General features: G+C 44.9%; 25 protein-coding genes. 19 read left to right on the forward strand and 6 right to left on the reverse strand.

The window, feature by feature from the left end:
* Positions 1-121: 121 nt before the first annotated feature.
* Positions 122-3,208: a ribonuclease E gene (gene rne / locus OH459_RS17275; protein WP_269987811.1), complete on the reverse strand. Its 3,087-nt coding sequence runs from the start codon at positions 3,206-3,208 to the stop codon at positions 122-124.
* Between the two features lie 312 nt (positions 3,209-3,520).
* Between rne and OH459_RS17280 the strand changes: the two genes are divergently transcribed.
* A complete protein-coding gene (locus OH459_RS17280; protein WP_017189381.1) occupies positions 3,521-3,694 on the forward strand; it encodes a hypothetical protein in 174 nt (57 codons plus the stop codon).
* A 151-nt stretch (positions 3,695-3,845) separates the two neighbouring features.
* Positions 3,846-4,790: a 23S rRNA pseudouridine(955/2504/2580) synthase RluC gene (gene rluC / locus OH459_RS17285; protein WP_005444789.1), complete on the forward strand. Its 945-nt coding sequence runs from the start codon at positions 3,846-3,848 to the stop codon at positions 4,788-4,790.
* Positions 4,791-5,144: 354 nt separating this feature from the next.
* Here the strand turns inward: rluC and OH459_RS17290 are convergent, their stop codons facing one another.
* Positions 5,145-5,726, reverse strand: a complete 582-nt coding sequence (locus OH459_RS17290) for a Maf family protein (RefSeq protein WP_005444793.1) — start codon at positions 5,724-5,726, stop codon at positions 5,145-5,147.
* A 149-nt stretch (positions 5,727-5,875) separates the two neighbouring features.
* Between OH459_RS17290 and yceD the strand changes: the two genes are divergently transcribed.
* The 15 genes from yceD to OH459_RS17365 all read left to right on the forward strand — a co-directional run bounded on the left by yceD (position 5,876) and on the right by OH459_RS17365 (position 19,030).
* Positions 5,876-6,400 (forward strand): 23S rRNA accumulation protein YceD, encoded by a 525-nt coding sequence (gene yceD / locus OH459_RS17295; protein ID WP_005444794.1) that lies wholly within the window; start codon positions 5,876-5,878, stop codon positions 6,398-6,400.
* Positions 6,401-6,459: 59 nt separating this feature from the next.
* A complete protein-coding gene (rpmF, locus tag OH459_RS17300; RefSeq protein WP_005396978.1) occupies positions 6,460-6,630 on the forward strand; it encodes a 50S ribosomal protein L32 in 171 nt (56 codons plus the stop codon).
* Positions 6,631-6,640: 10 nt separating this feature from the next.
* Complete coding sequence (gene plsX, locus OH459_RS17305) at positions 6,641-7,666, forward strand: phosphate acyltransferase PlsX (RefSeq protein WP_005444797.1); 1,026 nt, start codon at positions 6,641-6,643, stop codon at positions 7,664-7,666.
* A 5-nt stretch (positions 7,667-7,671) separates the two neighbouring features.
* Complete coding sequence (locus OH459_RS17310; RefSeq protein WP_005444799.1) at positions 7,672-8,622, forward strand: beta-ketoacyl-ACP synthase III; 951 nt, start codon at positions 7,672-7,674, stop codon at positions 8,620-8,622.
* A 75-nt stretch (positions 8,623-8,697) separates the two neighbouring features.
* Positions 8,698-9,621 (forward strand): ACP S-malonyltransferase, encoded by a 924-nt coding sequence (fabD, locus tag OH459_RS17315; RefSeq protein ID WP_005444801.1) that lies wholly within the window; start codon positions 8,698-8,700, stop codon positions 9,619-9,621.
* A gap of 34 nt (positions 9,622-9,655) precedes the next feature.
* On the forward strand, positions 9,656-10,390 hold the full coding sequence (fabG, locus tag OH459_RS17320) for a 3-oxoacyl-ACP reductase FabG (protein ID WP_005444803.1): 735 nt from the start codon (positions 9,656-9,658) through the stop codon (positions 10,388-10,390).
* 245 nt (positions 10,391-10,635) lie between these two features.
* Positions 10,636-10,869 (forward strand): acyl carrier protein, encoded by a 234-nt coding sequence (gene acpP, locus OH459_RS17325; protein WP_004406112.1) that lies wholly within the window; start codon positions 10,636-10,638, stop codon positions 10,867-10,869.
* 93 nt (positions 10,870-10,962) lie between these two features.
* The gene (fabF, locus tag OH459_RS17330; protein WP_005444811.1) at positions 10,963-12,210 is read left to right on the forward strand and encodes a beta-ketoacyl-ACP synthase II; all 1,248 of its coding nucleotides are present in this window, start codon (positions 10,963-10,965) and stop codon (positions 12,208-12,210) included.
* 107 nt (positions 12,211-12,317) lie between these two features.
* Positions 12,318-13,133 carry an aminodeoxychorismate lyase gene (gene pabC / locus OH459_RS17335; protein ID WP_005444813.1) on the forward strand — a complete coding sequence of 272 codons (816 nt, stop codon included), beginning with the start codon at positions 12,318-12,320 and terminating at the stop codon, positions 13,131-13,133.
* Positions 13,130-14,146: an endolytic transglycosylase MltG gene (gene mltG, locus OH459_RS17340; protein ID WP_269987812.1), complete on the forward strand. Its 1,017-nt coding sequence runs from the start codon at positions 13,130-13,132 to the stop codon at positions 14,144-14,146. Before pabC ends, mltG begins: the two co-directional genes overlap by 4 nt.
* A complete protein-coding gene (tmk, locus tag OH459_RS17345; protein WP_050924523.1) occupies positions 14,143-14,775 on the forward strand; it encodes a dTMP kinase in 633 nt (210 codons plus the stop codon). Before mltG ends, tmk begins: the two co-directional genes overlap by 4 nt.
* Before the next feature lie 24 nt (positions 14,776-14,799).
* The gene (locus tag OH459_RS17350) at positions 14,800-15,762 is read left to right on the forward strand and encodes a DNA polymerase III subunit delta' (RefSeq protein ID WP_199451092.1); all 963 of its coding nucleotides are present in this window, start codon (positions 14,800-14,802) and stop codon (positions 15,760-15,762) included.
* Positions 15,753-16,520 (forward strand): TatD family hydrolase, encoded by a 768-nt coding sequence (locus tag OH459_RS17355; protein ID WP_009698484.1) that lies wholly within the window; start codon positions 15,753-15,755, stop codon positions 16,518-16,520. The genes OH459_RS17350 and OH459_RS17355 overlap by 10 nt, the downstream gene beginning before the upstream one ends.
* Before the next feature lie 445 nt (positions 16,521-16,965).
* Positions 16,966-18,396 (forward strand): PTS glucose transporter subunit IIBC, encoded by a 1,431-nt coding sequence (gene ptsG / locus OH459_RS17360; RefSeq protein WP_005439576.1) that lies wholly within the window; start codon positions 16,966-16,968, stop codon positions 18,394-18,396.
* Positions 18,397-18,628: 232 nt separating this feature from the next.
* Positions 18,629-19,030, forward strand: coding sequence for a hypothetical protein (locus tag OH459_RS17365; protein ID WP_269987813.1), 402 nt, complete (start codon positions 18,629-18,631; stop codon positions 19,028-19,030).
* Between the two features lie 62 nt (positions 19,031-19,092).
* Here OH459_RS17365 and OH459_RS17370 read toward each other — a convergent pair whose 3' ends face one another.
* The 3 genes from OH459_RS17370 to OH459_RS17380 form a co-directional block, all read right to left on the reverse strand.
* Complete coding sequence (locus tag OH459_RS17370) at positions 19,093-19,191, reverse strand: MetS family NSS transporter small subunit (RefSeq protein WP_005444829.1); 99 nt, start codon at positions 19,189-19,191, stop codon at positions 19,093-19,095.
* Positions 19,191-20,651 (reverse strand): sodium-dependent transporter, encoded by a 1,461-nt coding sequence (locus OH459_RS17375; protein WP_009699396.1) that lies wholly within the window; start codon positions 20,649-20,651, stop codon positions 19,191-19,193. The genes OH459_RS17370 and OH459_RS17375 overlap by 1 nt, the downstream gene beginning before the upstream one ends.
* Positions 20,652-21,132: 481 nt before the next feature.
* The gene (locus tag OH459_RS17380) at positions 21,133-21,723 is read right to left on the reverse strand and encodes an outer membrane protein (protein ID WP_017817853.1); all 591 of its coding nucleotides are present in this window, start codon (positions 21,721-21,723) and stop codon (positions 21,133-21,135) included.
* Between the two features lie 127 nt (positions 21,724-21,850).
* Here OH459_RS17380 and cydH point away from each other — a divergent pair, with 127 nt between their 5' ends.
* Both cydH and OH459_RS17390 read left to right on the forward strand, forming a co-directional pair.
* Positions 21,851-21,943, forward strand: a complete 93-nt coding sequence (gene cydH / locus OH459_RS17385) for a cytochrome bd-I oxidase subunit CydH (RefSeq protein ID WP_005444835.1) — start codon at positions 21,851-21,853, stop codon at positions 21,941-21,943.
* An 18-nt stretch (positions 21,944-21,961) separates the two neighbouring features.
* Positions 21,962-23,107, forward strand: a complete 1,146-nt coding sequence (locus tag OH459_RS17390) for a patatin-like phospholipase family protein (protein WP_269987814.1) — start codon at positions 21,962-21,964, stop codon at positions 23,105-23,107.
* Between the two features lie 49 nt (positions 23,108-23,156).
* Here OH459_RS17390 and pyk read toward each other — a convergent pair whose 3' ends face one another.
* Positions 23,157-24,599, reverse strand: a complete 1,443-nt coding sequence (gene pyk, locus OH459_RS17395; RefSeq protein ID WP_269987815.1) for a pyruvate kinase — start codon at positions 24,597-24,599, stop codon at positions 23,157-23,159.
* Between the last annotated feature and the right edge of the window lie 153 nt (positions 24,600-24,752).

Consider the following 24,752-nt stretch of genomic DNA (forward strand, 5'->3'; position numbering starts at 1 on the left):
AATGTGATCAGTCATTGATATTAATATAGCTAATTAGAGTTAACACTTACTTCAACAAAAAAGGCTGCCGATTGGCAGCCTTTTGTTTCGTATTTCGCTTAATGCGATGACAAAGTAAAACTTAGTTAAAGTTCGGTTTTGTCATTACTGCTGATGCACGGTTTGTTGCTACTTGGCTACCTGCGCCTTTCGGTGCGTAGCGCTCAGCTTTAAACGGTGCCGCTGTAACCGTAATTTCGCGAAGCTCTTGAGGACCTGGCGCTTTAGTCATTGGAGCACTAGCGCGTGGCTTAGCAGCTACTTTGATAACTTCTGCTTTAGGTTCTTGCGTTTCTACTGGCGTTTCTGCTGTAACTTCTGTTACCGCTTCTTCTGCTACTTCAACGGCTGGTTCCTGAGCTGGCGCTGTTTCAACTGCAGATTCAGTCACTTCGACAACAGGTGCTTCAACGATTGGCTCTACTTGCGTTGTTTCAACTACTGTAGCTTCAGCTTGCTCAGCAACGACAACCTCTACCACTGGCGCTTCCGCAACAGGCGCTTCTACTTTCGCTTCTACTGATTCTTGAACTTTCGTTTCAACTGCTGGTGCTTCAACAACTGCAGGTTGTTCACGACGGATGATAACTTTACCCATCGCCATTTCAGGGCAAGCAAAACCACCTTGAATTGCAGGAACTGCTGCTGCCGTTACCACTACTTCTTCCTTCACTCGCTCTTCCTTCTTAGGCGCTGGTTTTGGAATGTAACGTGGCATCACTTTACCCATTGCCATCTCAGGAGATGCTACACCACCTTTACGTAGGCGGAATGGGTTAGGACGACGATCGCGACCACGACGACGACGTTGACCGCTTGCACGTAGGTGACGTGGTGAACGGCGGTTACGACGCTGTTTAGACTCTGCTTTGTTGTCTTGTTGCGCTTCTGCTGCTGCCTCAACTGGCTTCTCAACCGTTGCTTCAACTGCTTCAACAGGTTGTGCTGGTACTTCCAGCTCTGCTTGCTCAGCCGCTTGCTGGTCTTTAACACGTACAGATTTGTTTAGCTTGCGACGTTGACGGCGCTCTTTCACTTTCTCTGCTTTTGCGTTTGACTTCGCTTTATTTTCTTCCGGCTTCGCTTCTGAACCAGTACGAGCTTCAGCAGCTAGCTGCAGACCTTTTTCCGCGACTTTCGCGTTAACTTTAGGCTCTTGTGCTTTTTCAGCTTGTTGAGCTCTAGGTTTACGTTTCTGGTTGCGGTTTTGCTGCTTGTTAGGCTGCTGTTGTGTTTCGTTCTGTTCAGTCGCTTGTTCTTCACGCGGTTTACGACGACGTTTGTTATCGCGGTTGTCACGACCTTCGCGGTTATCACGCTGGTTGTTGTTGCGACGACGATCGTTGCGGTCACGCTTGTTGCGCTTGTTATCGCGGTTTGGTTTTTTCTCTTCTTTCTTAGGTTCTTCTTTAACTTCTTCAGAACCACCGAATAGGAAACTACCAATTGCTTTAAACAGACGGCTGAATAGACCTGGTTTTTCTTCTTGCGGAGCTGCTTCTTTCTTCTTCGCTGCTGGAGCAGGTTTAGAAGTTGCTGCTGGCGTAGGAGCAGTTTGCGCTGGCGAAGCAAAACCTTTTAATACAGGCTCTTCGATACGCTTAGGCTTGACATCAACCTCTGCTGGCTCTTTGCCTTCTGCTTCTTTCATTGCTTCCAGTTTCTTAGGAAGTAGGTAAGAAAGCAGGTCAAACTCTTCGCCTTCTCGAACACGGATAACTTCGAAGTGAGGCGTTTCCATGTCTGAGTTTGGTACAACCGTAATCTTCACTTCTTGAATACGTTCGATGTGGTTGACCGAGCGACGTTTTTCGTTCAGAAGGTAAGATGCGATCGGCACAGGCACTACTGCTAGTACTTGGGCTGTATTGTCTTTTAGAGCTTCTTCTTCGATCAGGCGAAGTACAGAAAGTGCTAGAGATTCGTTATCACGAACAACACCTGTACCGCTACAACGAGGACAAATATGGTGGCTTGCTTCTGCTAGAGAAGGGCTCAAACGCTGACGAGACATCTCCAACAGACCAAAGCGGGAAATGCGACCGATTTGTACACGAGCACGATCTAGACGAACGGCTTCACGCAGACGGTTTTCAACTTCACGCTGGTGGCGCACCGGTGTCATATCGATAAAGTCGATAACCACCAAACCACCAAGGTCACGTAGACGCAATTGACGAGCGATTTCGTCTGCTGCTTCTAGGTTAGTATTAAGCGCTGTTTCTTCGATATCGCCGCCTTTGGTTGCGCGAGCCGAGTTGATATCGATAGATGTTAGAGCTTCCGTTGGGTCGATTACGATAGAACCACCTGATGGTAAGCGCACTTCACGTTGGAAAGCCGATTCAATTTGGCTTTCGATTTGGTAGTGGCTGAATAGTGGTACTTCGCCTTCGTATTTCTTAACGCGGCTGATGAAATCAGGACGTACCAGTTTGATGTGCTCTTTAGCACGCTCATAAATGGTGTTGCTGTCGATTAGGATTTCACCGATATCACGACGTAGGTAGTCACGGATTGCACGAACGATTACGTTACTTTCTTGGTGGATTAGGAAAGGAGCAGGGTTAGAATCTGCCGCGCCCTTAATTGCACCCCAGTGGTTAAGTAGTACGTTCAAGTCCCACTCAAGTTCTTCTGCACTCTTACCTACGCCAGCAGTACGTACGATTAGACCCATACCTTGCGGCAGTTCTAGCGTGCTTAAAGCGGCTTTTAGTTGAGTGCGCTCATCGCCTTCGATACGACGAGAAATACCGCCGGCACGAGGGTTATTAGGCATAAGAACAAGATAGCTACCCGCAAGAGAGATGAAAGTAGTAAGAGCTGCGCCCTTGCTACCACGTTCTTCTTTTTCCACTTGAACGATAACTTCTTGACCTTCAGTCAGCACTTCTTTAATGCTTGGGCGACCTTGGTAAGTGTAACCTTCTGGGAAATATTCGCGGGCAATTTCTTTGAGAGGGAGGAAACCGTGACGCTCAGCACCGTAATCAACAAATGCGGCTTCTAAGCTTGGTTCGATACGTGTGATACGTCCTTTGTAGATATTCGCTTTTTTAGATTCATGACCCGGACTCTCGATATCAAGATCGAAAAGTCGCTGGCCATCAACCAGAGCGACACGCAACTCTTCTTTTTGAGTTGCGTTAATTAACATTCTTTTCATTGAAAATTTCTCGTTGTCTTTTCTTTTATCTTTCTTTTCAACTTGTCACTGGCTTTTCGCTCTTTCACGGTGCCTGATCCCATGGCTTATATTTTGCAGCCTCCCGGCTGGAAGGGGATGCTCTAGGGCACTTCAGTCATCACAAATTGCTTTGGGTTTCGTTGGAAACGTTAACTTGTGACCCGCTATTCGGGCGGTAGATACTCAACGTGAATATGCGAGGAGTAGAGTGACAAGTGTGTTGAACTCAACGTGTCTTACGCCAATGCTGCACCTGACGTTCAACAATCTACTCACATTGCTTGGGGATAAATGATTGGTAATGAACAAAATGTAACCAAACCTTCCTTAGCAGCTGTGAACTATAGCAGTGCAGGTGGATATCAGCAATCTGCTTTAGCGCAAACGATGGAAAATTTGGCGCTAAATTCAATTTTTGTAATTTATAACTGGCTGTTTCATAAGCACTTGAGTCTTGCAAACTGAGAAAGACACAAATCAAAACGAGAAGTTGATAAAGACTTTTAATAATCTAAACAAAAGCTTGGCGAGTTTTAGAACAATTTATGACAACGAGTGTTTCTTTTGCAGCAAGAATAATGTGAAGTCGCACAGATTTGGGTTTACAATACCGCGCATGAGCGAAATAAGAACAAAAGTCCAGTTCGTTGATATCGACGAAGATATGGCAGGTCAACGCATTGATAATTTTCTGCGTAACCAATTAAAAGATATCCCTAAGAGCATGATTTACCGAATCGTGCGTAAGGGGGAAGTGCGCGTTAACAAAAAGCGTATTAAAGCCGAGTACAAACTCAAGGCTGGCGATCTCGTACGTATTCCACCAGTAACGGTAGAGAAAAAAGAGGACGACGTTGCGCCAAGCACTAAGTTGAACAAAGTAGCAGAGCTAGAACATATGATCATTTTTGAAGACGATCATATGCTGATTCTAAATAAGCCCTCTGGTACAGCTGTGCATGGTGGCAGTGGTCTTAAATTTGGTGCTATCGAGGCACTTCGTGCGTTACGTCCGCAAGCTCGCTTCCTTGAACTTGTTCATCGTATCGACCGCGATACTTCTGGTATTTTATTGGTGGCTAAGAAGCGTTCAGCATTGCGCCATCTGCAAGCGCAATTTCGCGAAAAGACCGTGAAGAAGTTCTACTTTGCCCTTGTGATGGGGGAATGGAAAAGCAGCTGTAAGGTCGTGAATGCGCCGCTACTTAAAAACGAAGTGAATAGCATCGTGCGTGTGAACCCAAATGGGAAGCCGTCAGAAACTCGATTCAAGATTCTGGAAAAGTTTGACCAAGCAACGCTTATCCAAGCTAGCCCAATTACCGGTCGTACTCACCAAATTCGTGTGCATACTCAATACACGGGTCACCCAATTGCATGGGATGATCGCTACGGCGACCGTCGCTTCGATGCTTACACTGGGCAAGTGGGCTTAGACCGTTTGTTCCTTCATGCAGCGAACATCAAGTTCCAGCACCCATCGAATGATGAGTGGATGGAAATCAATGCGCCGATGGAAGCGAGATTAGAGAAAGTACTCGCGGGTCTGCGTAAGAAGTAGAGGTGAGAGCGGGCTTCACCCTATGGGATAGCAAGACTGCTTCGCTTCGAAAGATGAGAAAAGAGATCCCCAACTCGCTCGTTTCTCACTCTTGAGGATGACGCGCTGCGACTTCTGAATCTAAGTGGGTAATTCTTATTTTTAGAGGAATGGGCTGACACAGCGTTTTTCCCGAGAGCGACGAAAGAGCATTGTCGGGAATCTCTATCTTAGATATAGAGTGATTAGTTTGACGCTGTGATTTTAATCTTCTCGCACTGGCATTTAAAAAAGGGTTGGCGCTTTCTCATGCCAACCCTTTAACGTTTATTAACTATCAATACCTATTACACAATATCTTTTACATAGTACTTTTTACAAAACCTCAAACCCTTGCTTTTGTAGCATGTCGATCAAGTCAATGAGAGGCAGACCTACTAGCGTATTCGGATCTTTGCCGGCTAATTTGTTGAAAAGACAAATTCCCATTCCTTCGCTTTTAAAGCTGCCAGCGCAATAAAATGGTTCTTCTCTGTCGACGTATCGTTCAATCTGTTCAAGCGTCAAATCTCTAAAATGAACTTCGAAGGTGTCGAAGCCGACTTCAGTGTGATTCGTGGCAGTATTATGTACCGCAAGCCCAGTATAAAAAGTGATGGTTTTACCGCTTTGAGCCAATAATTGCTTGATGGCATTCTCTCGGTCTAATGGTTTGCCGACTATCTTGTCGTCAATAACACAAACTTGATCGCTCCCGATCACCAAGCTGTCTTGGTCGGTATCGCAAGACGTCGCTTTTCCAATCGCAAGCCTTTGCACCAAATCTAAAGGTGTTTCGTTGGGGAAGGGGGTCTCATCGCATTGCGGAGATAAACAAGTAAACGGTACTGATAGCTTTTCCAGCAGTTGTTTACGAAAAGGGGAAGTTGAGGCTAAAACCAGTTGGTAATTTTTCATTTTGAATTACAATTCACGCGAGCATTTCCAATAGGATAATCGATCAAAATTGATTCTGGCTAATGCTCTATATGTTAAGCGTAAAAAAGTACAACTTTTTTGCCTTTTTCTTTGACTAATTTTGATTTGGAAGATAATATTCGCGCCCTATGCAAAAGGTAAAAATACCGCGAACGGTTGATCCAGCAAAGTCCGCACAGAAACGATTAGATTACGATGGCATCATCCAAGCTAGTCTTTTCAAGCGCTTAGCGGAAACAACTGAAGGCGTAAAACGCGACGCAGAAGTCTCATTGTCATTTGATATTGATGAACAGCGACTTGTTGTTATCTCTGGTAAAGCTAACATCGAAGTTGATTTAGAGTGTCAGCGTTGTAATGAGGTATTCACACACATGTGTGAAGTTGAATTCCTTTACACTCCTTACTACGGTGAGAAGACGGAAGAGGAAGCACCAGAAATTTATGATTTGGTAGATCTAAATGAGTACGGTGAATTAGACCTTATACAACTGGTTGAAGACGAGTTCATCTTAACATTACCTCAAATCGCAATGCACGATGATGCGGATTGTAGCGTTGACTCAAATAACATGGTTTTTGGTGAAATTCCTGAAGAAATTGAGGAAGAAAAACCGAATCCATTCGACGTTTTGAAAAATCTGAAAAAGTAACTGGTGTGGTAGCCGCTTCTTCTTTAGGTTTTTAACCCAATAGTATAGGAGTAGGGTCAATGGCCGTACAGAAAAACCGTAAAACTCGTTCTAAGCGCGGTATGCGTCGTTCACACGATGCGCTAACTACAGCTGCACTATCTGTAGACGCGACTTCTGGTGAAACTCACCTACGCCACAACGTAACTGCTGAAGGTTACTACCGTGGTCAAAAGGTTATCAACAAGTAAGGTTGAACCTTTGCAAAGTATTACCGTTGCACTTGATGCAATGGGCGGGGATTTCGGTCCACGCGTAACAGTGCCTGCCGCCGTGCAGGCACTGTCTCATTTCCCAGAGCTAAAAGTGATTCTTATAGGTGATCAATCTCTGATCACGTCTCAATTATCTCAACTTGGTACCTCTACCAGTTCTCGTTTGAGCATTCTTCATAGCGAGAAAGTGATTTCTAATTCAGAAAAACCGTCTTTGGCCCTTCGCAATAGCCAAAATAGCTCTATGCGTATGGCGATTGATCTGGTTTCTGAAAATGAAGCTGATGCTTGTGTGAGTGGTGGTAACACCGGCGCATTGATGGCGCTGTCACGTTTTATTCTTAAGCTGCTTCCTGGTATTGAGCGTCCTGCTTTAGTTTCTGCGTTACCGACCATCAGTGGAAAACGCACCTGGATGCTAGATTTGGGAGCAAATGTGTCGTGTGATGCCGACAGTTTATTCCAGTTTGCCGTGATGGGCAGTGCATTAGCAGAAGAACACCTAGGTCGACCTCCTCGTGTTGCGGTGCTGAACATTGGCGCAGAAGAAATCAAAGGTAACGATTTAGTCAAACGCTGTGCTGAAATGCTTTCTCAAACCGACGCCATCAACTTTGTCGGTTATATTGAAGGTAATCAAATTTTGCATGACGTAGCCGATGTCATTGTTTGTGATGGCTTTGTCGGTAACGTATGCTTAAAAGCCAGCGAGGGAACAGCTCAACTCTTCATCGAAAAACTAAAAACCAGCATGATGGAATCGACGATTAAGGGTTGGATTGCTAGAAAGTTGTTTTCTCGGCTATTTAATGAACTAAAAACACTGAACCCCGACCAGTATAACGGCGCAAGTTTGCTAGGATTGCGCGGCATTGTCATAAAAAGCCATGGAAGTGCGGATGTATCTGCGATTGTCAATGCACTTGGCGAGGCAGTACACGAGGTCAAACGACAAGTACCAAGCCGTATTAGCGATCGTTTGGAAGCGGTTTTACTCGAGAGGCATTATTAGTCTTCATGTATAGCAAAATTTTAGGTACTGGCAGCTACCTGCCATCTCAGGTGCGTACTAACGCAGACCTAGAGAAAATGGTAGATACAAGTGACGAGTGGATCGTAGCTCGCACGGGTATTAAAGAGCGTCGAATTGCAGCAGAAGATGAAACTGTTGCGGACATGGCATTCTACGCAGCTGAAAACGCTATCGATATGGCCGGCATTGATAAAAATGATATCGACCTAATTATCGTTGCTACCACGAGCAGTAGCCATACTTTCCCTTCATCTGCGTGTCAGGTGCAGGCAAAGCTTGGCATTAAAGGTTGTCCTGCTTTCGACTTAGCCGCTGCTTGTTCAGGCTTTGTATACGCAATGTCTGTAGCTGACCAACACATTAAATCAGGTATGTGTAAAAACGTACTTGTGATTGGTGCTGACGCATTATCGAAAACGTGTGATCCGACTGACCGCTCAACTATCATCTTATTTGGTGATGCGGCAGGCGCGGTGGTAATTGGTGCGAGCGAAGAACCTGGCATCATTTCGACACACGTATATTCAGATGGTCAATTTGGTGATCTTCTGAGCCTTCCTGTACCTGAGCGTGGTAAAGATGCAGATAAATGGCTGCACATGGCGGGTAACGAAGTTTTCAAAGTGGCAGTAACTCAGCTTTCGAAGTTAGTGAAAGACACGCTTGAAGCAAACGATATGCACAAGTCTGAACTAGACTGGTTGGTTCCGCACCAAGCGAACTACCGCATTATTTCAGCGACAGCGAAAAAGCTTTCGATGTCACTAGACCAAGTCGTGATCACACTTGATAAACACGGCAACACATCAGCAGCAACCGTGCCAACAGCACTGGATGAGGCGGTACGTGATGGTCGTATTAAACGTGGTCAAACTCTACTTCTTGAAGCGTTTGGCGGCGGATTCACTTGGGGTTCTGCCCTGGTGAAATTCTAAGTTTCACAAGATTCAAAATTTAAGATGCGCTACGGTGCATCTTATTTCTTTTTACTTTGCTTAAAGGAAAACAACATGAGCAAGTTTGCTATCGTATTTCCAGGTCAAGGTTCTCAAGCAGTTGGTATGCTTGCTGATCTAGGCGAACAATATGACGTAGTAAAACAAACATTTGCAGAAGCATCTGACGCACTAGGTTACGACCTATGGGCGCTTGTTCAAAATGGACCTGCAGAAGATCTAAACCAAACTTTCCGTACTCAACCAGCTTTGCTAGCGTCATCTGTTGCTATCTGGCGTGTATGGCAAGAGCTTGGTCTTGAGCAACCAGCAAACCTAGCTGGTCACAGCCTAGGTGAGTACTCAGCGCTTGTGTGTGCTGGCGTGATTGACTTTAAAGAAGCAATCAAACTGGTTGAGCTACGTGGTCAACTGATGCAAGAAGCGGTACCTGCGGGTACTGGTGCAATGTACGCGATCATCGGTCTAGATGATGAAGCAATTGCAAAAGCTTGTGAAGAAGCAGCACAAGGTGAAGTCGTTTCTCCAGTAAACTTCAACTCACCTGGTCAAGTTGTTATCGCAGGTAGTAAAGACGCGGTAGAACGTGCTGGTGCACTATGTAAAGAGGCAGGTGCTAAGCGTGCACTTCCTCTTCCTGTTTCAGTGCCTTCACACTGCGCACTAATGAAACCTGCAGCAGAGAAACTAGCTGTCGCGCTAGAGTCTATCGAATTCAACGCACCACAACTTCCGGTTATCAACAACGTTGATGTGGCGGCTGAAACTGATCCTGCAAAAATCAAAGACGCACTTGTTCGTCAACTTCACAGCCCAGTTCGTTGGACTGAGAGCGTGCAGCTAATGAACGAGCAAGGTGTAGAAAATCTTCTTGAGCTTGGTCCTGGCAAAGTTCTGACAGGTCTGACTAAACGTATCGTGAAAACACTAAGCGCAGCAGCAGTTAACGACGTAGCGTCGCTAGAAGCCGCTAAGTAATCTGTTCACGATAAGAAAAGGAAAACACAACATGATGAATCTAGAAGGTAAGATCGCTCTAGTGACAGGCGCAAGCCGTGGCATTGGTCGTGCGATTGCTGAACTTCTTGTTGAACGCGGTGCAACGGTAATCGGTACTGCGACTTCTGAAGGCGGCGCAGCGGCGATCAGCGAGTACCTAGGTGAAAACGGTAAAGGTCTAGCACTTAACGTAACTGACGTTGAGTCTATCGAAGCAACACTAAAAACCATCAATGATGAGTTTGGTGCAATCGATATTCTAGTAAACAACGCTGGTATCACGCGCGATAACTTGCTAATGCGTATGAAAGATGACGAGTGGAACGACATCATCAATACAAACCTAACGCCAATCTACCGCATGTCTAAAGCGGTTCTACGTGGCATGATGAAAAAACGCGCAGGTCGCATCATCAACGTAGGTTCTGTTGTTGGTACTATGGGTAACGCTGGTCAAACAAACTATGCAGCAGCAAAAGCGGGTGTGATTGGTTTCACTAAATCAATGGCTCGTGAAGTGGCTTCTCGTGGTGTAACAGTGAACACGGTTGCTCCAGGTTTCATCGAAACTGACATGACTAAGGCGCTAAATGACGACCAACGCGCAGCAACGTTGTCGAACGTGCCAGCAGGTCGTCTAGGTGACCCTCGTGAAATTGCATCAGCAGTTGTATTCCTTGCTTCACCTGAAGCGGCTTACATTACTGGTGAAACTTTGCATGTAAATGGTGGCATGTACATGGTTTAATGCACAGTTCGTGCAAAATAAGCTATTTTACTTTATGAAAAATAGCCTATAGTTGCTGTTAACTGTCATTAAGTTGTCATGCTCATGCGCAAGATTTGTGCATGATTTAAGTCAAAAATGTATTGAAATTCGGTTAAATTCGCTAATTTTGTGGTTTGACCAGCAAGGACCCCCTTGCAAACTTCAATAGTTCGAATAAACTACGGAATCATCGCATTAGGCGAAATCTGTAAAGGAAAAGAAAAATGAGCAACATCGAAGAACGCGTAAAGAAAATCATTGTTGAACAGCTAGGTGTAGACGAAGCAGAAGTTAAAAACGAAGCTTCTTTCGTTGACGATCTAGGTGCTGATTCTCTAGACACTGTAGAGCTAGTAATGGCTCTAGAAGAGGAATTCGACACTGAGATTCCTGATGAAGAAGCAGAGAAAATCACTACTGTTCAAGCTGCAATCGACTACGTAAACAGCGCTCAGTAATTATCTCTCCCAGGCGGTCTCCTAGACCGCCTGTGTTCTTTCTAACTTCTTCTATCCTCTCATAGAAACATTCAATTCCCGGAGAATTATATCGTGTCCAAGCGTCGTGTAGTTGTCACTGGCATGGGTATGTTGTCACCGGTAGGCAACACAGTAGAATCATCTTGGAAAGCCCTGCTAGAAGGTCAAAGCGGTATCGTAAACATCGAGCACTTCGATGCAACGAACTTCTCGACTCGTTTTGCTGGTCTTGTAAAAGATTTTGATTGCACAGAGTACATGTCTAAGAAAGATGCTCGTAAAATGGATTTGTTTATCCAGTACGGCATTGCTGCGGGTATCCAAGCATTGGATGACTCTGGCTTAGAAATTACCGAAGAAAACGCGGCTCGAGTTGGTGTAGCAATCGGCTCAGGCATTGGCGGTCTAGACCTAATCGAAGCAGGTCACTCAGCGCTAGTTGAGAAAGGTCCTCGCAAAGTTAGCCCATTTTTTGTTCCTTCGACCATCGTAAACATGGTTGCGGGTAACCTATCTATCATGCGTGGTCTTCGTGGTCCTAACATCGCGATCTCTACTGCATGTACTACAGGTCTTCACAACATCGGTCACGCGGCTCGTATGATTGCATACGGTGATGCGGAAGCTATGGTTGCTGGTGGTGCAGAAAAAGCATCTACTCCACTTGGTATGGCAGGCTTCGGTGCTGCAAAAGCACTATCGACTCGTAACGATGAACCGCAAAAAGCATCACGTCCTTGGGATAAAGGTCGTGACGGCTTCGTTCTAGGTGACGGTGCGGGCGTGATGGTTCTTGAAGAGTACGAACACGCAAAAGCGCGCGGTGCTAAGATCTACGCAGAGCTTGTTGGCTTCGGTATGTCTGGTGACGCTTACCACATGACTTCTCCAAGTGAAGATGGCTCTGGTGGCGCACTGGCAATGGAAGCGGCGATGCGTGACGCAAACATCACAGGTACTCAAGTTGGTTACGTGAACGCTCACGGTACATCAACACCAGCAGGTGATGTGGCTGAAATCAAGGGTGTGAAACGCGCACTTGGTGAAGAAGGCTCTAAGCAGGTTCTTGTCTCTTCTACTAAATCTATGACTGGTCACCTTTTAGGTGCAGCAGGCTCAGTAGAAGCAATCATCACGGTTCTTTCATTGGTAGATCAAATTGTTCCACCAACGATTAACCTAGATGATCCAGAAGAAGGTTTAGATATCGACCTTGTGCCGCATACTGCGCGCAAAGTTGATATGGAATACGCAATCTGTAACTCGTTCGGCTTCGGCGGTACTAACGGTTCGCTTGTATTCAAAAAAATCGCTGAGTAAAAGTCTCTAACACAGTTTTAGAGTAGCGATACTTGTATTCTAACGGCTCGATGCTTAGCATTGAGCCGTTTTGTTTTATTTGTCGATCAGAAAGCAAGGGTATCTGAATGTTCTGGGTAAATGGACTGCCACAAACACATGTTCCACTCGGTGACCGCTCTTTCCAATATGGTGATGGCTGTTTCTCTACCATCAAAACCAAGAAAGGGCAGTTGGAGCATTGGCAAGCGCATGTTGAACGTATGGAAGCATGCTTAACGACATTACAAATCCCTTTTCCTGATTGGCGTACGGTCTTGGATTGGGCGATGTCGGCAACTTTAAAAGATGAATCTGCCGGAATCAAAATTCATATTAGCCGCGGTTGTGGTGGTCGAGGGTATAGTCCTAGCGGTGTCGAAGGTCCGGTTGTCACTATCTCGAATTTTACATTCCCTGCTCACTACCTTGCTTGGCAAGAGCGTGGCGTGCAATTAGGTGTTTGTGAAACCCGACTTGGAATCCAGCCATTACTTGCCGGACATAAGCACAATAACCGTATAGAGCAGGTGCTCGCAAAGGCAGAAATTGATGGTACTGAATTTGCTGATGCTGTGACGTTAAATGTGCAAAATCATGTCATTGAAACTACAATGGCAAACCTTTTTTGGGTTAAAGATGAAAAGGTGTTCACACCCGGTTTGTGTTTATCCGGTGTGGCTGGCGTGATGCGCCGTAAGGTTTTGGAATATCTCCAAAGCGAAGGTTACTCAGTGCAGGTAGCCGATTTCACACTGACAGATTTGCTCGATGCAGATGAGGTGTGGATGTGTAATTCATTATTGGGTGTAGCACCGGTTTCCGGTATTTCAGCACCAGAGAACAAGATTGACTTTCCAATTGGGAAATTGACTCGACGACTTCAAGGGAATCTAAATACGTGATTAAAAAACTGTTTGCTTTTGTTGTACTGATTGCCGTTATTGGTGCAGCAAGTGTTTTTTACGTTGTTTCACAGACTAAGCAATACGTTAACTCGCCAATTCTTATTGAGCAGCCTCAGCTGTTTACCGTTGAAAATGGCACCAGCTTTCACCGAGTAATGCGTGACTTGGCGAAAGGTAACATCATCGAAGCTTCAGACTACACTCGTTTAATGCCTCATCTCTATCCGGAGCTTCTTCAGGTGCGAGCAGGCACTTACCAACTAGAACCTAACACCTCTCTATATGACACGTTGGAACAACTAAACACAGGTAAAGAACATCAGTTTGCGATTACCTTTGTGGAAGGCAGTCGCTTTTCTGAGTGGGTTGAGCAGTTAAGTGCAGCGCCTTATGTTAAACATGATTTGACCGGATTATCGGAAAAGCAGATGGCTGAAAAGCTGGGGATAGAGCGCGAAAAGCTTGAAGGCTTATTCCTTGCCGAAACCTATCACTACACAGCTGGTACAAGTGAGAGTCAGATCTTAGAGCGTGCTCATAGTAAGCTGAACAAGATTTTGGATGCTCAGTGGGAAGAGCGCCAAGAGAAACTGCCACTAAAAGACAAATACGAAGCGCTGATTCTTGCTTCTATCATTGAAAAAGAGACGGCGATAGACTCGGAGCGTGAGCGTGTCGCATCTGTATTTGTAAATCGTCTTAACAAACGTATGCGTCTACAAACAGACCCTACAGTTATCTACGGTATGGGAAATGCCTATGATGGTAATATCCGTAAGAAAGATTTGCGCACTCCTACACCATACAACACATACACAATCAATGGTTTGCCACCAACGCCGATTGCCATGGCGGGTGAAGCTTCGATTGAAGCCGCGTTAAACCCTGAAAACAGTAACTATCTATATTTCGTAGCAAGTGGGAAGGGCGGACATGTATTTTCGAAATCCCTTGCTGAGCACAACCGTGCTGTACGTGCCTATTTAAGAGAACTAAGAAAGAACAAATGATGAAAGCAAACTTTATTGTCGTTGAGGGCCTAGAAGGCGCGGGTAAAAGTACTGCAATCAAAACGGTTTTGGATACGCTGAAAGCTGCAGGTATTGAAAATATCGTTAATACTCGTGAGCCCGGCGGAACCCCTCTCGCTGAAAAGATGCGTGCATTGGTTAAAGAAGAGCACGAAGGCGAAGATTTGAAAGATATGACGGAGCTGCTTTTACTCTACGCAGCTCGTGTCCAGCTTGTGGAAAACGTAATCAAGCCAGCACTTGCAAACAATCAATGGGTGGTGGGTGACCGCCATGACTTGTCTTCTCAAGCTTACCAAGGTGGTGGTCGTCAAATCGATGCGTCGCTGATGAAAAACTTACGCGACACTACGCTTGGTGAGTTCAAACCTGCTTTTACGTTGTACATGGATATCGATCCTCGTGTTGGTCTTGAGCGTGCTCGTGGTCGCGGTGAGCTAGATCGAATTGAGAAAATGGACATCAGCTTCTTTGAACGCACTCGTGAGCGTTACCTAGAGTTGGCTAATGCAGATGACTCTATCGTAGTTATCAATGCAGAGCAGGCGATTGACGAAGTGGCACACGATATCAGAGCTGCACTAAATGTATGGCTTGCAGCTCAGTAAGCTGAGGGTAGATTGAGGTGATTCATGTTAAATGACTTTCCATGGTTACAACCCGTTTGGGATAACCTCAAAATCAGTTTGGATTCAGAGCGAGTTCCCGGAGCGTTGTTACTACAAAGTGAGAAAGGGTTGGCCGTTGAAAAACTGGTTGAACTCTTCAGCCACTCTCTTTTGTGCCAAAACTACACCAGTGAGGCGTGTGGTTTTTGCCACAGTTGTCAGCTAACTCAATCTAATAGTCATCCAGACTTACATTGGGTTAAGCCGGAAAAAGAAGGCAAATCAATTACGGTTGATCAGATCCGCGCTTGTAATCGTCTTGCTCATGAATCATCACAGCTAAATGGATATCGCGTGTTCATTATCGAACCTGCGGAAGCAATGAACGAGTCTGCGTCCAATGCGTTGTTGAAAACACTAGAAGAACCAGGGCAGAAGTGTTTGTTCTTGCTTGTTACACAGAACCATGAGCGATTACTGCCAACGATTCAAAGTCGCTGTCAGCAATGGGTCGTGGCTACGCCTTCAACAGAGCAAGCTATGAGCTGGATGAGTGAGCAAGGGGCTTCTCAAGTGCCCCCTTATGCGCTTAAGTTGAATATGGGTTCACCAATAAATACGCTGGAAGCAGCAAAAAGTGGTGAGCTGGATGAGTATCAAGCGTTTGAGCGCTGCTTGATTGAGACTTTGTCTTCGCCTTTGTCAGATGTGTTTCGGTGCGCGACGTTAATGGCTAAGAATCCAGACAAAGCGTTAGACTGGGCGTGGTATTTGTTGACCGATGCCCAGAAAGCGCAATTTGGTGTTACGGAAGTGGATCTGCTTCCTGGCGCCGCTCAGTTTCAGCCCGGTAGATATAACGGTCTGTATCAAGCGGCCCAAAAGCTGCTTGAATTGAAAGCTCAACGACAAACCTTTCCAGGCTTAAACCTTGAGCTACTATCTATGAATTGGTTAATTGAATCACGAGAGGCATTATGTTCGTAGATTCGCACTGTCATCTAGACAAATTGAATTACGATGACCTTCATATTAATGTTGAAGACGTTATCAACAAAGCTAAGCAAGCTAATGTTACTGAGTTATTGTCCGTTGGTGTGACTTTGGACTCTTTCCCTAAAATGCTCGAAATGATCACACCTTACAATAACGTTCACGCGTCTTGTGGTGTTCATCCTCTTGATGTTGAAAGTGCCTTTTCGATGGATATCTTACGAGAGTACGCGTCCCATGAAAAAGTTGTGGCGATCGGTGAAACGGGGCTGGATTACCATTACAAACCAGAGACCGCCGCACTGCAGAAAGAGCGTTTTGAGCAGCAAGTTGACCTAGCGGTAGAATTAAACAAACCACTGATTATTCATACTCGTAATGCACGTGAAGATACATTAGAAATTCTACGCAATGGCGGAGCCGAAAAATGTGGTGGCGTCATACACTGTTTTACTGAAGATCTGCCTTTTGCAGAAGCTGCACTCGATTTAGGGTTTTACATCTCAATTTCAGGTATTGTGACTTTCCGCCAAGCGACGGAATTGAAGGATGTTGTGAAAGCCCTACCTCTTGAAAAGTTGCTTATTGAGACGGATTCTCCGTATCTTGCCCCTGTTCCACATCGTGGAAAAGAGAACCAACCAGCCTATGTTGTCGAAGTTGCTGCCTATATTGCACAGCTGAAAGAGTGTGCCTTGTCTGAAGTTGGGCAAAAAACCAGCGAAAATTTCCGAAATCTTTTTTTGCGATGAAAAATCAATAGGCAGATTAAAAAAGGGGCTTTTGCCCCTTTTTTGTTGATAAATGCACCAAAAAGATCATTTAGTTTAATGTTTACTAAATTTGTTGATTTAACCGCATCCAAATCCCTCAAATGTAATTTTGTTACTAAAAATAACATCGACCTTTATTTTATTTACGCCTTAAAATTAATTATGTAGATAATAAAATCTTTATAAAACAATGATATAAGTTTAATGCAAACCTTTTCATCGACGGTTTTTAGGTGTGATCTGCGGCTTGTTTTGAAACTAAATTTCGTAACTGTGTGGAAAGTTTGAGGGCCATCAATATATATTTAGAGCCGGAAAATATAATGCAACGTGTGGTTACATTTTCATTGGGTGCTAACATTTAGGCTACGGGGGTGTGCCGTTAGTGCCCAAATAATACTTATAATTTATCAGGAGCATAAACATGTTTAAGAACCTTTTTGCAAACCTGCAAAAAGTTGGTAAAGCTCTGATGCTACCAGTATCAGTATTACCAGTCGCAGGTATCCTACTAGGTGTTGGTGCTGCCCACCTAAGCTTTATTCCAGAAGTGGTTTCTAACCTAATGGAACAAGCTGGTGGTTCAGTATTCGGCCAAATGGCACTTCTATTTGCTGTTGGTGTAGCACTAGGCTTCACAAACAACGACGGTGTAGCTGGTCTAGCTGCTATCGTTGGTTACGGCATCATGACAGCAACGCTAGGCGTTATGGCTGGCATCATGGGCGTTGAGAAAATCGACACAGGTGTACTAGGTGGTATCCTTGTCGGTGGTGTTGCTGCTTGGGCATTTAACCGTTTCTTCAAAATCCAACTTCCAGAGTACCTTGGCTTCTTCGCTGGTAAGCGTGCTGTGCCAATCATCACTGGTTTCGCTGCGATCATCCTAGGTGTTGTACTATCTATCGTATGGCCACCAATCGGCGGTGCAATCTCTGCATTCTCTGACTGGGCTGCACACCAAAACCCACAGCTTGCGTTCGGTATCTACGGCGTAGTTGAGCGTTCTCTAATCCCATTCGGTCTACACCACGTATGGAACGTACCATTCTTCTTCGAAGCAGGTACTTGTGTGAACGCTGCTGGTGAAACTCAAAACGGCGTACTAACTTGTTACCTAGTTGCAGATGATGCATCTCGTGCTGCTGGTAATGGCTTCGGTCAGCTAGCGGGTGGTTACATGTTCAAGATGTTTGGTCTACCAGCTGCAGCAATCGCTATTGCTCACTGTGCTAAACCAGAAAACCGCGCGAAAGTAATGGGTATCATGGCGTCAGCTGCACTGACTTCATTCCTAACTGGTATTACTGAGCCAATCGAATTCTCATTCCTATTCGTTGCTCCTGTACTATACGGTATCCACGCTCTACTAGCTGGTTCTGCATACGTTGTTGCTAACACTCTAGGCTTCGTACACGGTACTTCATTCTCACACGGTCTGATCGATTTCCTAGTTCTATCTGGTCACGCTCAGAAGATGGGTCTGATGGTAGCTGTTGGTCTAGTTTACGCTGTAATCTACTACGTAGTATTCCGCACAGTAATCACTGCTCTTGACCTTAAAACTCCAGGTCGTGAAGATGAATCTGAAGAAGCTGTTGCAACTTCTGGTTCTGACATGGCAGGTGAGCTTGTTGCAGCATTCGGCGGCAAAGCAAACATCACTGGTCTAGACGCATGTATCACTCGTCTACGTGTAGCGGTAGCTGATACAGCTGCTGTTGACCAAGACAAGCTAAAACAACTAGGCGCTGCTGGTGTTGTAGTTGTAGCAGGTGGTGTTCAGGCTATCTTCGGTACTAAGTCTGATAACCTAAAAACTGAAATGGATGAGTGGATTCGTAACCACGGCTAATCTCAGTCATTCATAGAAAAGAGGAGGCTTCGGTCTCCTTTTTTTGTGCCTGTTTTTCATGCTGAAACCACGACGACTAACGGCTTATCTTTAATTTAACGTCCCACATCGTGACACAATACGCAGCCTTACAGTTGTAGCGTTTTTCGTACCTCTCCCTTACTCATTGCTGACATACCAAAACTAAATCATGTTTGAATTATGCACGCCGTTTTTTAGAGTGATGACGTGTATGAAAAAACAAATAATGCTGGCATCAGCACTTTTACCTAGTGTAAGTATGGCAGCAAACCAACCGACGAATTTTTCCGTTGGTATGGCAGTGGATCAGCAATTGAGTGTCGTAGTTGAAATCGATGATAAATATCGAGGTATCATCGGTAATGATGGTATGGCATTTGACTATATCGCGAAACGTGGTTCTTTTGAGCAAAATATGCCGCTGACCTGGTATGTAGGTGTTGGTGGTTGGTACGAGTGGGATGATGAATTTGGTTTTCGTGTTCCGCTTGGCGTGAATTGGGATCTTTCAAAAGGATGGGATCTCTATGCGCAAATTCATCCAGAGCTCGATCTGTATAAAGGACCCGATCTTCAAATTGGTGTAGCTCTTGGGGTTAAATACAGCTTTTGAGTTAAAGCAGATACAAAAATGCCGGCATCAACGCCGGCATTATTCTTGATAAAGGATCGGTATTATTGCTGCTTATCCATCGCTCGCTTGATGCACACAGCTGCGCCACCCCAAGTGATGCCAAGACCAATAACCATCATAATAATTGCACTTGTTGTCATTACGCTTTCTCCTTGCTTACCACGTTAATCAGTACACCAAACACAAATAGCGCGGCAATCATTGCCCAGCCAAGAGTTAGGTCGTAGCCACCGTAACCTTCTGTTAGAAGGGCATATAGCTTAGTTGCTAGGATAATTGCTAGCATGATTGGAGTAACAAAACGTAGGCAGACCACAAACCATTGACCAATAGAGAAATCTGAACGCTCATTTACATAGTCACGAACTTCTGGCACTTGTTTAAGTAGCCAAGCCATTAAGACGATTTCAACCAGACCGCCAACCATTATGCCGACGTTATTAGCAAAGTGGTCGACAAGGTCAAGTAATAATAGACCTCCGTTTGTTGCAAATGCCATTGAGACAATAAAGCCAATACCAATCACCACGTTTGCCGCTTTTTTACGGCTCCATTTCAGTTTATCGATAACTGCAGATGTTACCGCTTCCATGATTGAGATGTGCGAGCTTAAGCCAGCTACAACGAGAGCAAAGAAGAACAGCGGACCAAGAATATATGGCGCTGGTAACAAATTGATAGCGGCAGGTAGCGTTACGAACGCAAGGCCAACACCAGCAGAGACGACTTCAGTCAGTGGTTTACCTTGCTCTTGAGCCATGTAACCAAGCACTGAGAAGATCATGATACCGGCTAAGATGGAGAAACCACAGTTGATAAGGACAGTCATGAAGGCGTTATTCGTGATGTCTGATTTCTCAGGCAGATAACTGGAATACGCTAGCATGATGGCAAAGCCGATACTTAGGGTAAAGAAGATCTGCCCGTACGCAGCTGCCCACACTTTCACGTCCCAAATCTTACTGAAATCAGGCTCAAACATGTAGTTTACGCCATCTAGTGCCCCAGGAAGGAAAATCATACGACCGATCAAGAACACGACCATGATGAACAAGATTGGCATCATGATTTTTGATGCTCGTTCGATACCTGATTTAACACCACTCACAATGGCCGTGTAGGTGATTGCCCAAGCAATCAGCATGGATACTGCGATCTTCCATTGAATGCTGCCCAAATCCGTTGGTGAGTTATCACCAAGTTTTAGGTATTCACTAAAGAAGAAAGCATTGGTGTCAGAACCCCAACTTTGGGTAAACGACATACCAAAGTAAGAAATTGCCCAGCCAATAACAGCGACGTAGTAAACGGCGATAACCGCAGCTACACCCACTTGGAACCAGCCAAGCCACTCAAACTTGGCGTGGATTTTAGCTAATGTTTTCGGAGCAGAACCACGGTATTTTTGACCCATACTGAATTCCAGGATCATAAATGGAATACCAGCAGTAATCATGGCGAAAAGGTAAGGAATAAAAAAGGCACCACCACCGTTCTCATAAGCCATATAAGGGAAACGCCAGATGTTACCCAGACCGATGGCTGAACCGACTGCAGCTAAGATGAATCCCGCACGGGATCCCCATTGTTCTCGCTTCATATTTGACTCCTGTACAACTCCCTAAGGAATGAAGCTCTTCTTGGCAGGTGTAAATCCCAGCAGAATAAAGGGCAACTGTTATCCGTCAGTTTTCTATCCTAAATTCGGTATTATTGTTACTTTCTGGTTTTTTACTTTGTTTTGCCAATGAAGAATTAGAATTAAATGCTTTAAATTTTGATGTGTGTTTGCAAAAGCTGAAATATTCTTCTGCTTTCTGTCTTCAGACTAACTTTTTACATTATTTATCGCAATAGATTCTAAATGTTAACGGCGGGATTTTATCTGGTTTAAATATTGTTAAATCGTGATTTGCTAGGTTATCTGATCAGTGAGGTGGGGTTATTTTCAGAGTATATGACTGTCTTATTGATGTGATCTTGGTCAAATAAACTCTTTTTGATTATTAGGGCGTATCTCTGCGTTCGATACACCCTATAGACGATTTGGCGTCAAAACGATTCTTTAGAAGTGAAAGCCGTTAGAAGCGGAAGCTAAAGCCAATATTGGATTGAAATTGGTTCATCCAGTCGGTTTCAAACTTGATTACACAAGAAGAACCATCAGTAGGAAGCACGCATGCTCCTGAGGTGTCATTGTCAACAACGGTACCTAACCAACGAACTTGAGCGGTCAATGCAAAGTTTTTAGAAAATGTGTACTCAAGTCCTGCGAAAGCACTAGCTGAGAAACCGTATTTGTCATCCACCCAATCAGCATCAGCATATGAAGCACCCAATCCAAGCCCAACATAACTTTGCCAACCTGTCGCCACTGGATAGTAGATGCTGCTTTGAAACTGCAGATAATGGATGTCTGCTGAGTTGTTCACATCTTGTAGTTCAGAAGACTGATTCGAATAGAACAAACCTAAGCGACCCATTTCAAAAGGGGTCTCTACCGATAAAGCGTAGTTAATTGAAGGGTCAAGATCGTAGGTGCGATTGTTTTCATCTTCTACTTTGCCTCCTCCCGTGAAGCCAATGTAGGGAGTGACGATAACGTTTGCTTGAGCTGCCATAGAACAGCCCAATAATACACTCCCAACTAGCCAGCCAATTTTATTGTTCATTTGCTATCTCCTTATTATGACTAAGCTAATTGTGATGCCTTAGTCAAAATCGTGCGACTAAATTAGGCAATTCTTGAACATAATTCACACTGGTGTTATTAATTTGTTACAACAGAAGGAGGTGTCTATGGAACACGATCTAAAATCAGCCCTACTCATCGTCGTTACGGTATTCGCAGTTTTACTCTCTTTTGGCATCATTGCGATTACGACGGCTTAAACTAACGGCATTACGCCTATGATACGCAACAGCGGTATTATCACTGATAACCATGCTGAGCTCGACATTCAAGTGTATGAGCAGTTTAGAAATGGCAAAACTGCCCTTGTCGCACAAGGAGGAGGGCAGAGAGGGATTTTTACCGCTGGTGTGCTAGACGCATTTCTTCTCTCTAATTTCGACCCATTCGACGAATTCTATGGCACGTCTGCCGGAGCGCTTAACCTCTGTGCTTTCCTTTGTCGTCAACATGGTATGGGTAAAGCTTTTATAACCGATCTGACCACGGCTCCCGAATTCTTCCATCTGATCCGCTACATTCGTAAAAAACAGTACTTAGGTTTGGAGTGGGCGCTCGAACGTATTCAAGATTACCCTTATAAACTCGATCTGGATCTTGGTCGCTCTGCGCTAGGTCAAAGAGGAGCGTTTGCTGCGGTCACTAACGTCGATACGCTCTCAGACCACTACTTACCAATACTCGGTGGTGATTGGCTCAATACGATGGTGGCTACATGTGCTATTCCAAAACTGTATCAAGGTGCTGTAAATGTAAACGGGCAGCATTTTGTTGATGGCGGCGTTTCTGCATCGATTCCTGTTCAAGAAGCGTGGCGTAAAAATGCACGAAATATCATAGTGATCCGCACTGAGCCTTTCTCTGAATCGGAAGCCAAAGCGCAAAGTGAGCTTGGTGAAGAAGGGATCAAATGGTACCGAGAGTCCATAAACTCGGTTCAAGAATCTTGGCAAGATAAGGTCCATCAATGGAAGGAAGATTGGAGCAATTTCTTGCAGCAAAAAATTAACGCAGCACATCAATCTAAATTGTCTGGTAGAAAGTTATTAAATGGGGGGCGTTGGCTATTTGGAGCCGATAACCTCTATCGTTTGAGCCATTTGATTGGTGAGAATTTTGATTCTGGATTAGCAGACATGTTGATGATCCACTATCAAACCTTCGAGTTGACGCAAGCTTTCCTTAGCGCACCGCCTGACGATACTTTTATTTTGCAATTGGCGCCGAAAGAGGAGTTGCAATCCTCATCTCTTTTAAGTGACCCTGAAGCTCTTGAGCATGATTATCAGCTTGGTTTGCAAACCGGTTTTAACCTGATTCAGCTTTACGACAAATTAAATATGGAAGGTCGAGAGACAGCCTAGATAATAAAAAGGGCACCATTTCGGTGCCCTTGCTTATCAAGTGTTGAACTTATGCTGACAGGATTCGCATGCAGTTGGTTGAACCAACCACGTCCATAACATCACCTTGAGTGATGATCACCAAATCCCCTTCATCCAATAAGCCTTGTTCTTTTAACGTCACAATTGCATCGTGCGTGGTAGTTAGACCTGCGCCGCCTTTTGAGTCAAAGTACACCGGAGTTACCCCACGATAAAGCGCAGCACGATTCAGTGTCGATTCGTTGCGTGATAACGCGAAAATAGGCAGACCTGAACTCAAACGAGACATCATGAGCGCAGTGCGACCAGATTCGGTCAAGGCAATCATCGCTTTTACGCCTTCCATGTGGTTAGCTGCGTACATAGTGGACATTGCGATGGTTTCTTCTGCGGTTGCAAAGGTGCGATCCAAGCGATACGTCGACAAGCTTGCTTCAGCCATCTTCTCTGCGCCCATACATACTTCTGCCATGGACTTGACAGTTTCTACTGGGAATTGGCCCGCCGCCGTTTCTCCAGAAAGCATTACTGCATCTGTACCATCTAGCACGGCATTGGCAACGTCCATGACCTCTGCTCGGGTTGGCATCGGTGCCGCAATCATAGACTCCATCATTTGAGTCGCAGTAATCACGATGCGGTTTAAGCTGCGAGCACGACGGATGAGTTTTTTCTGCACGCCAACAAGCTCTGGATCACCAATTTCTACACCCAAGTCGCCGCGAGCAACCATCACTACATCGGACGCAAGAATAATGTCATCAATCGACTCGCTGGTGGCTACCGTTTCTGCTCGTTCAACTTTGGCAACGAGTTTTGCTTCTAGACCTGCATCTCTTGCCAAACGGCGAGCATAGTGCATATCTTCGCCATTACGAGGGAAAGAAATCGCAAGGTAATCGACTTTGATTTTTGCGGCAGTGAGAATGTCCGCTTTGTCTTTCTCTGTTAATGCATCGGCAGATAAACCGCCACCTTTCTTGTTGATACCTTTGTTATTAGACAAGGGGCCACCAACGGTGACGCGTGTATGAACTTTATTCCCTTCGACACTGGTGACTTGCAGTTGAACACGTCCATCATCAAGGAGCAGGATATCGTTAGGTGAAACGTCTTGCGGTAGCTCTTTGTAATCCAAACCAACGGACTCTTGGTTTCCCTCACCTTTTGGTAAATCGCTGTCTAGTGTGAATTTGTCACCGACATCAAGATGAATTTTGCCATCTTTGAAGGTGGATACGCGGATTTTTGGACCTTGTAAATCACCAAGAATGGCAACTTGACGTCCTAGTTTTGCCGCAATAGCCCGGACTTTTTGCGCGCGTTGAATATGATCGTCACTGGTACCGTGAGAGAAGTTCATACGGACGACATTTGCTCCAGCTTTGATGATCTCTTCAAGGACATTGTCTTTATCTGTTGAAGGGCCAAGCGTTGTAACAATTTTGGTTCTTCTTAATATGGAAGTCATAGATTCTCCGAAGAATGCAGGTGTAGGACTAGATAACTCGAATTCTATTCTCGCTAAGTATATGCACAGTATGCGCGGATTGTTGGCATTTAGGTCAAAGTGCTGAAAAAACATCAACACACAGGTGTTGTGACCTAATTTGATGAATAAAAT

The sequence above is a fragment of the Vibrio sp. MM46 genome, from assembly GCF_027587135.1.
Taxonomy (GTDB): domain Bacteria; phylum Pseudomonadota; class Gammaproteobacteria; order Enterobacterales; family Vibrionaceae; genus Vibrio; species Vibrio harveyi.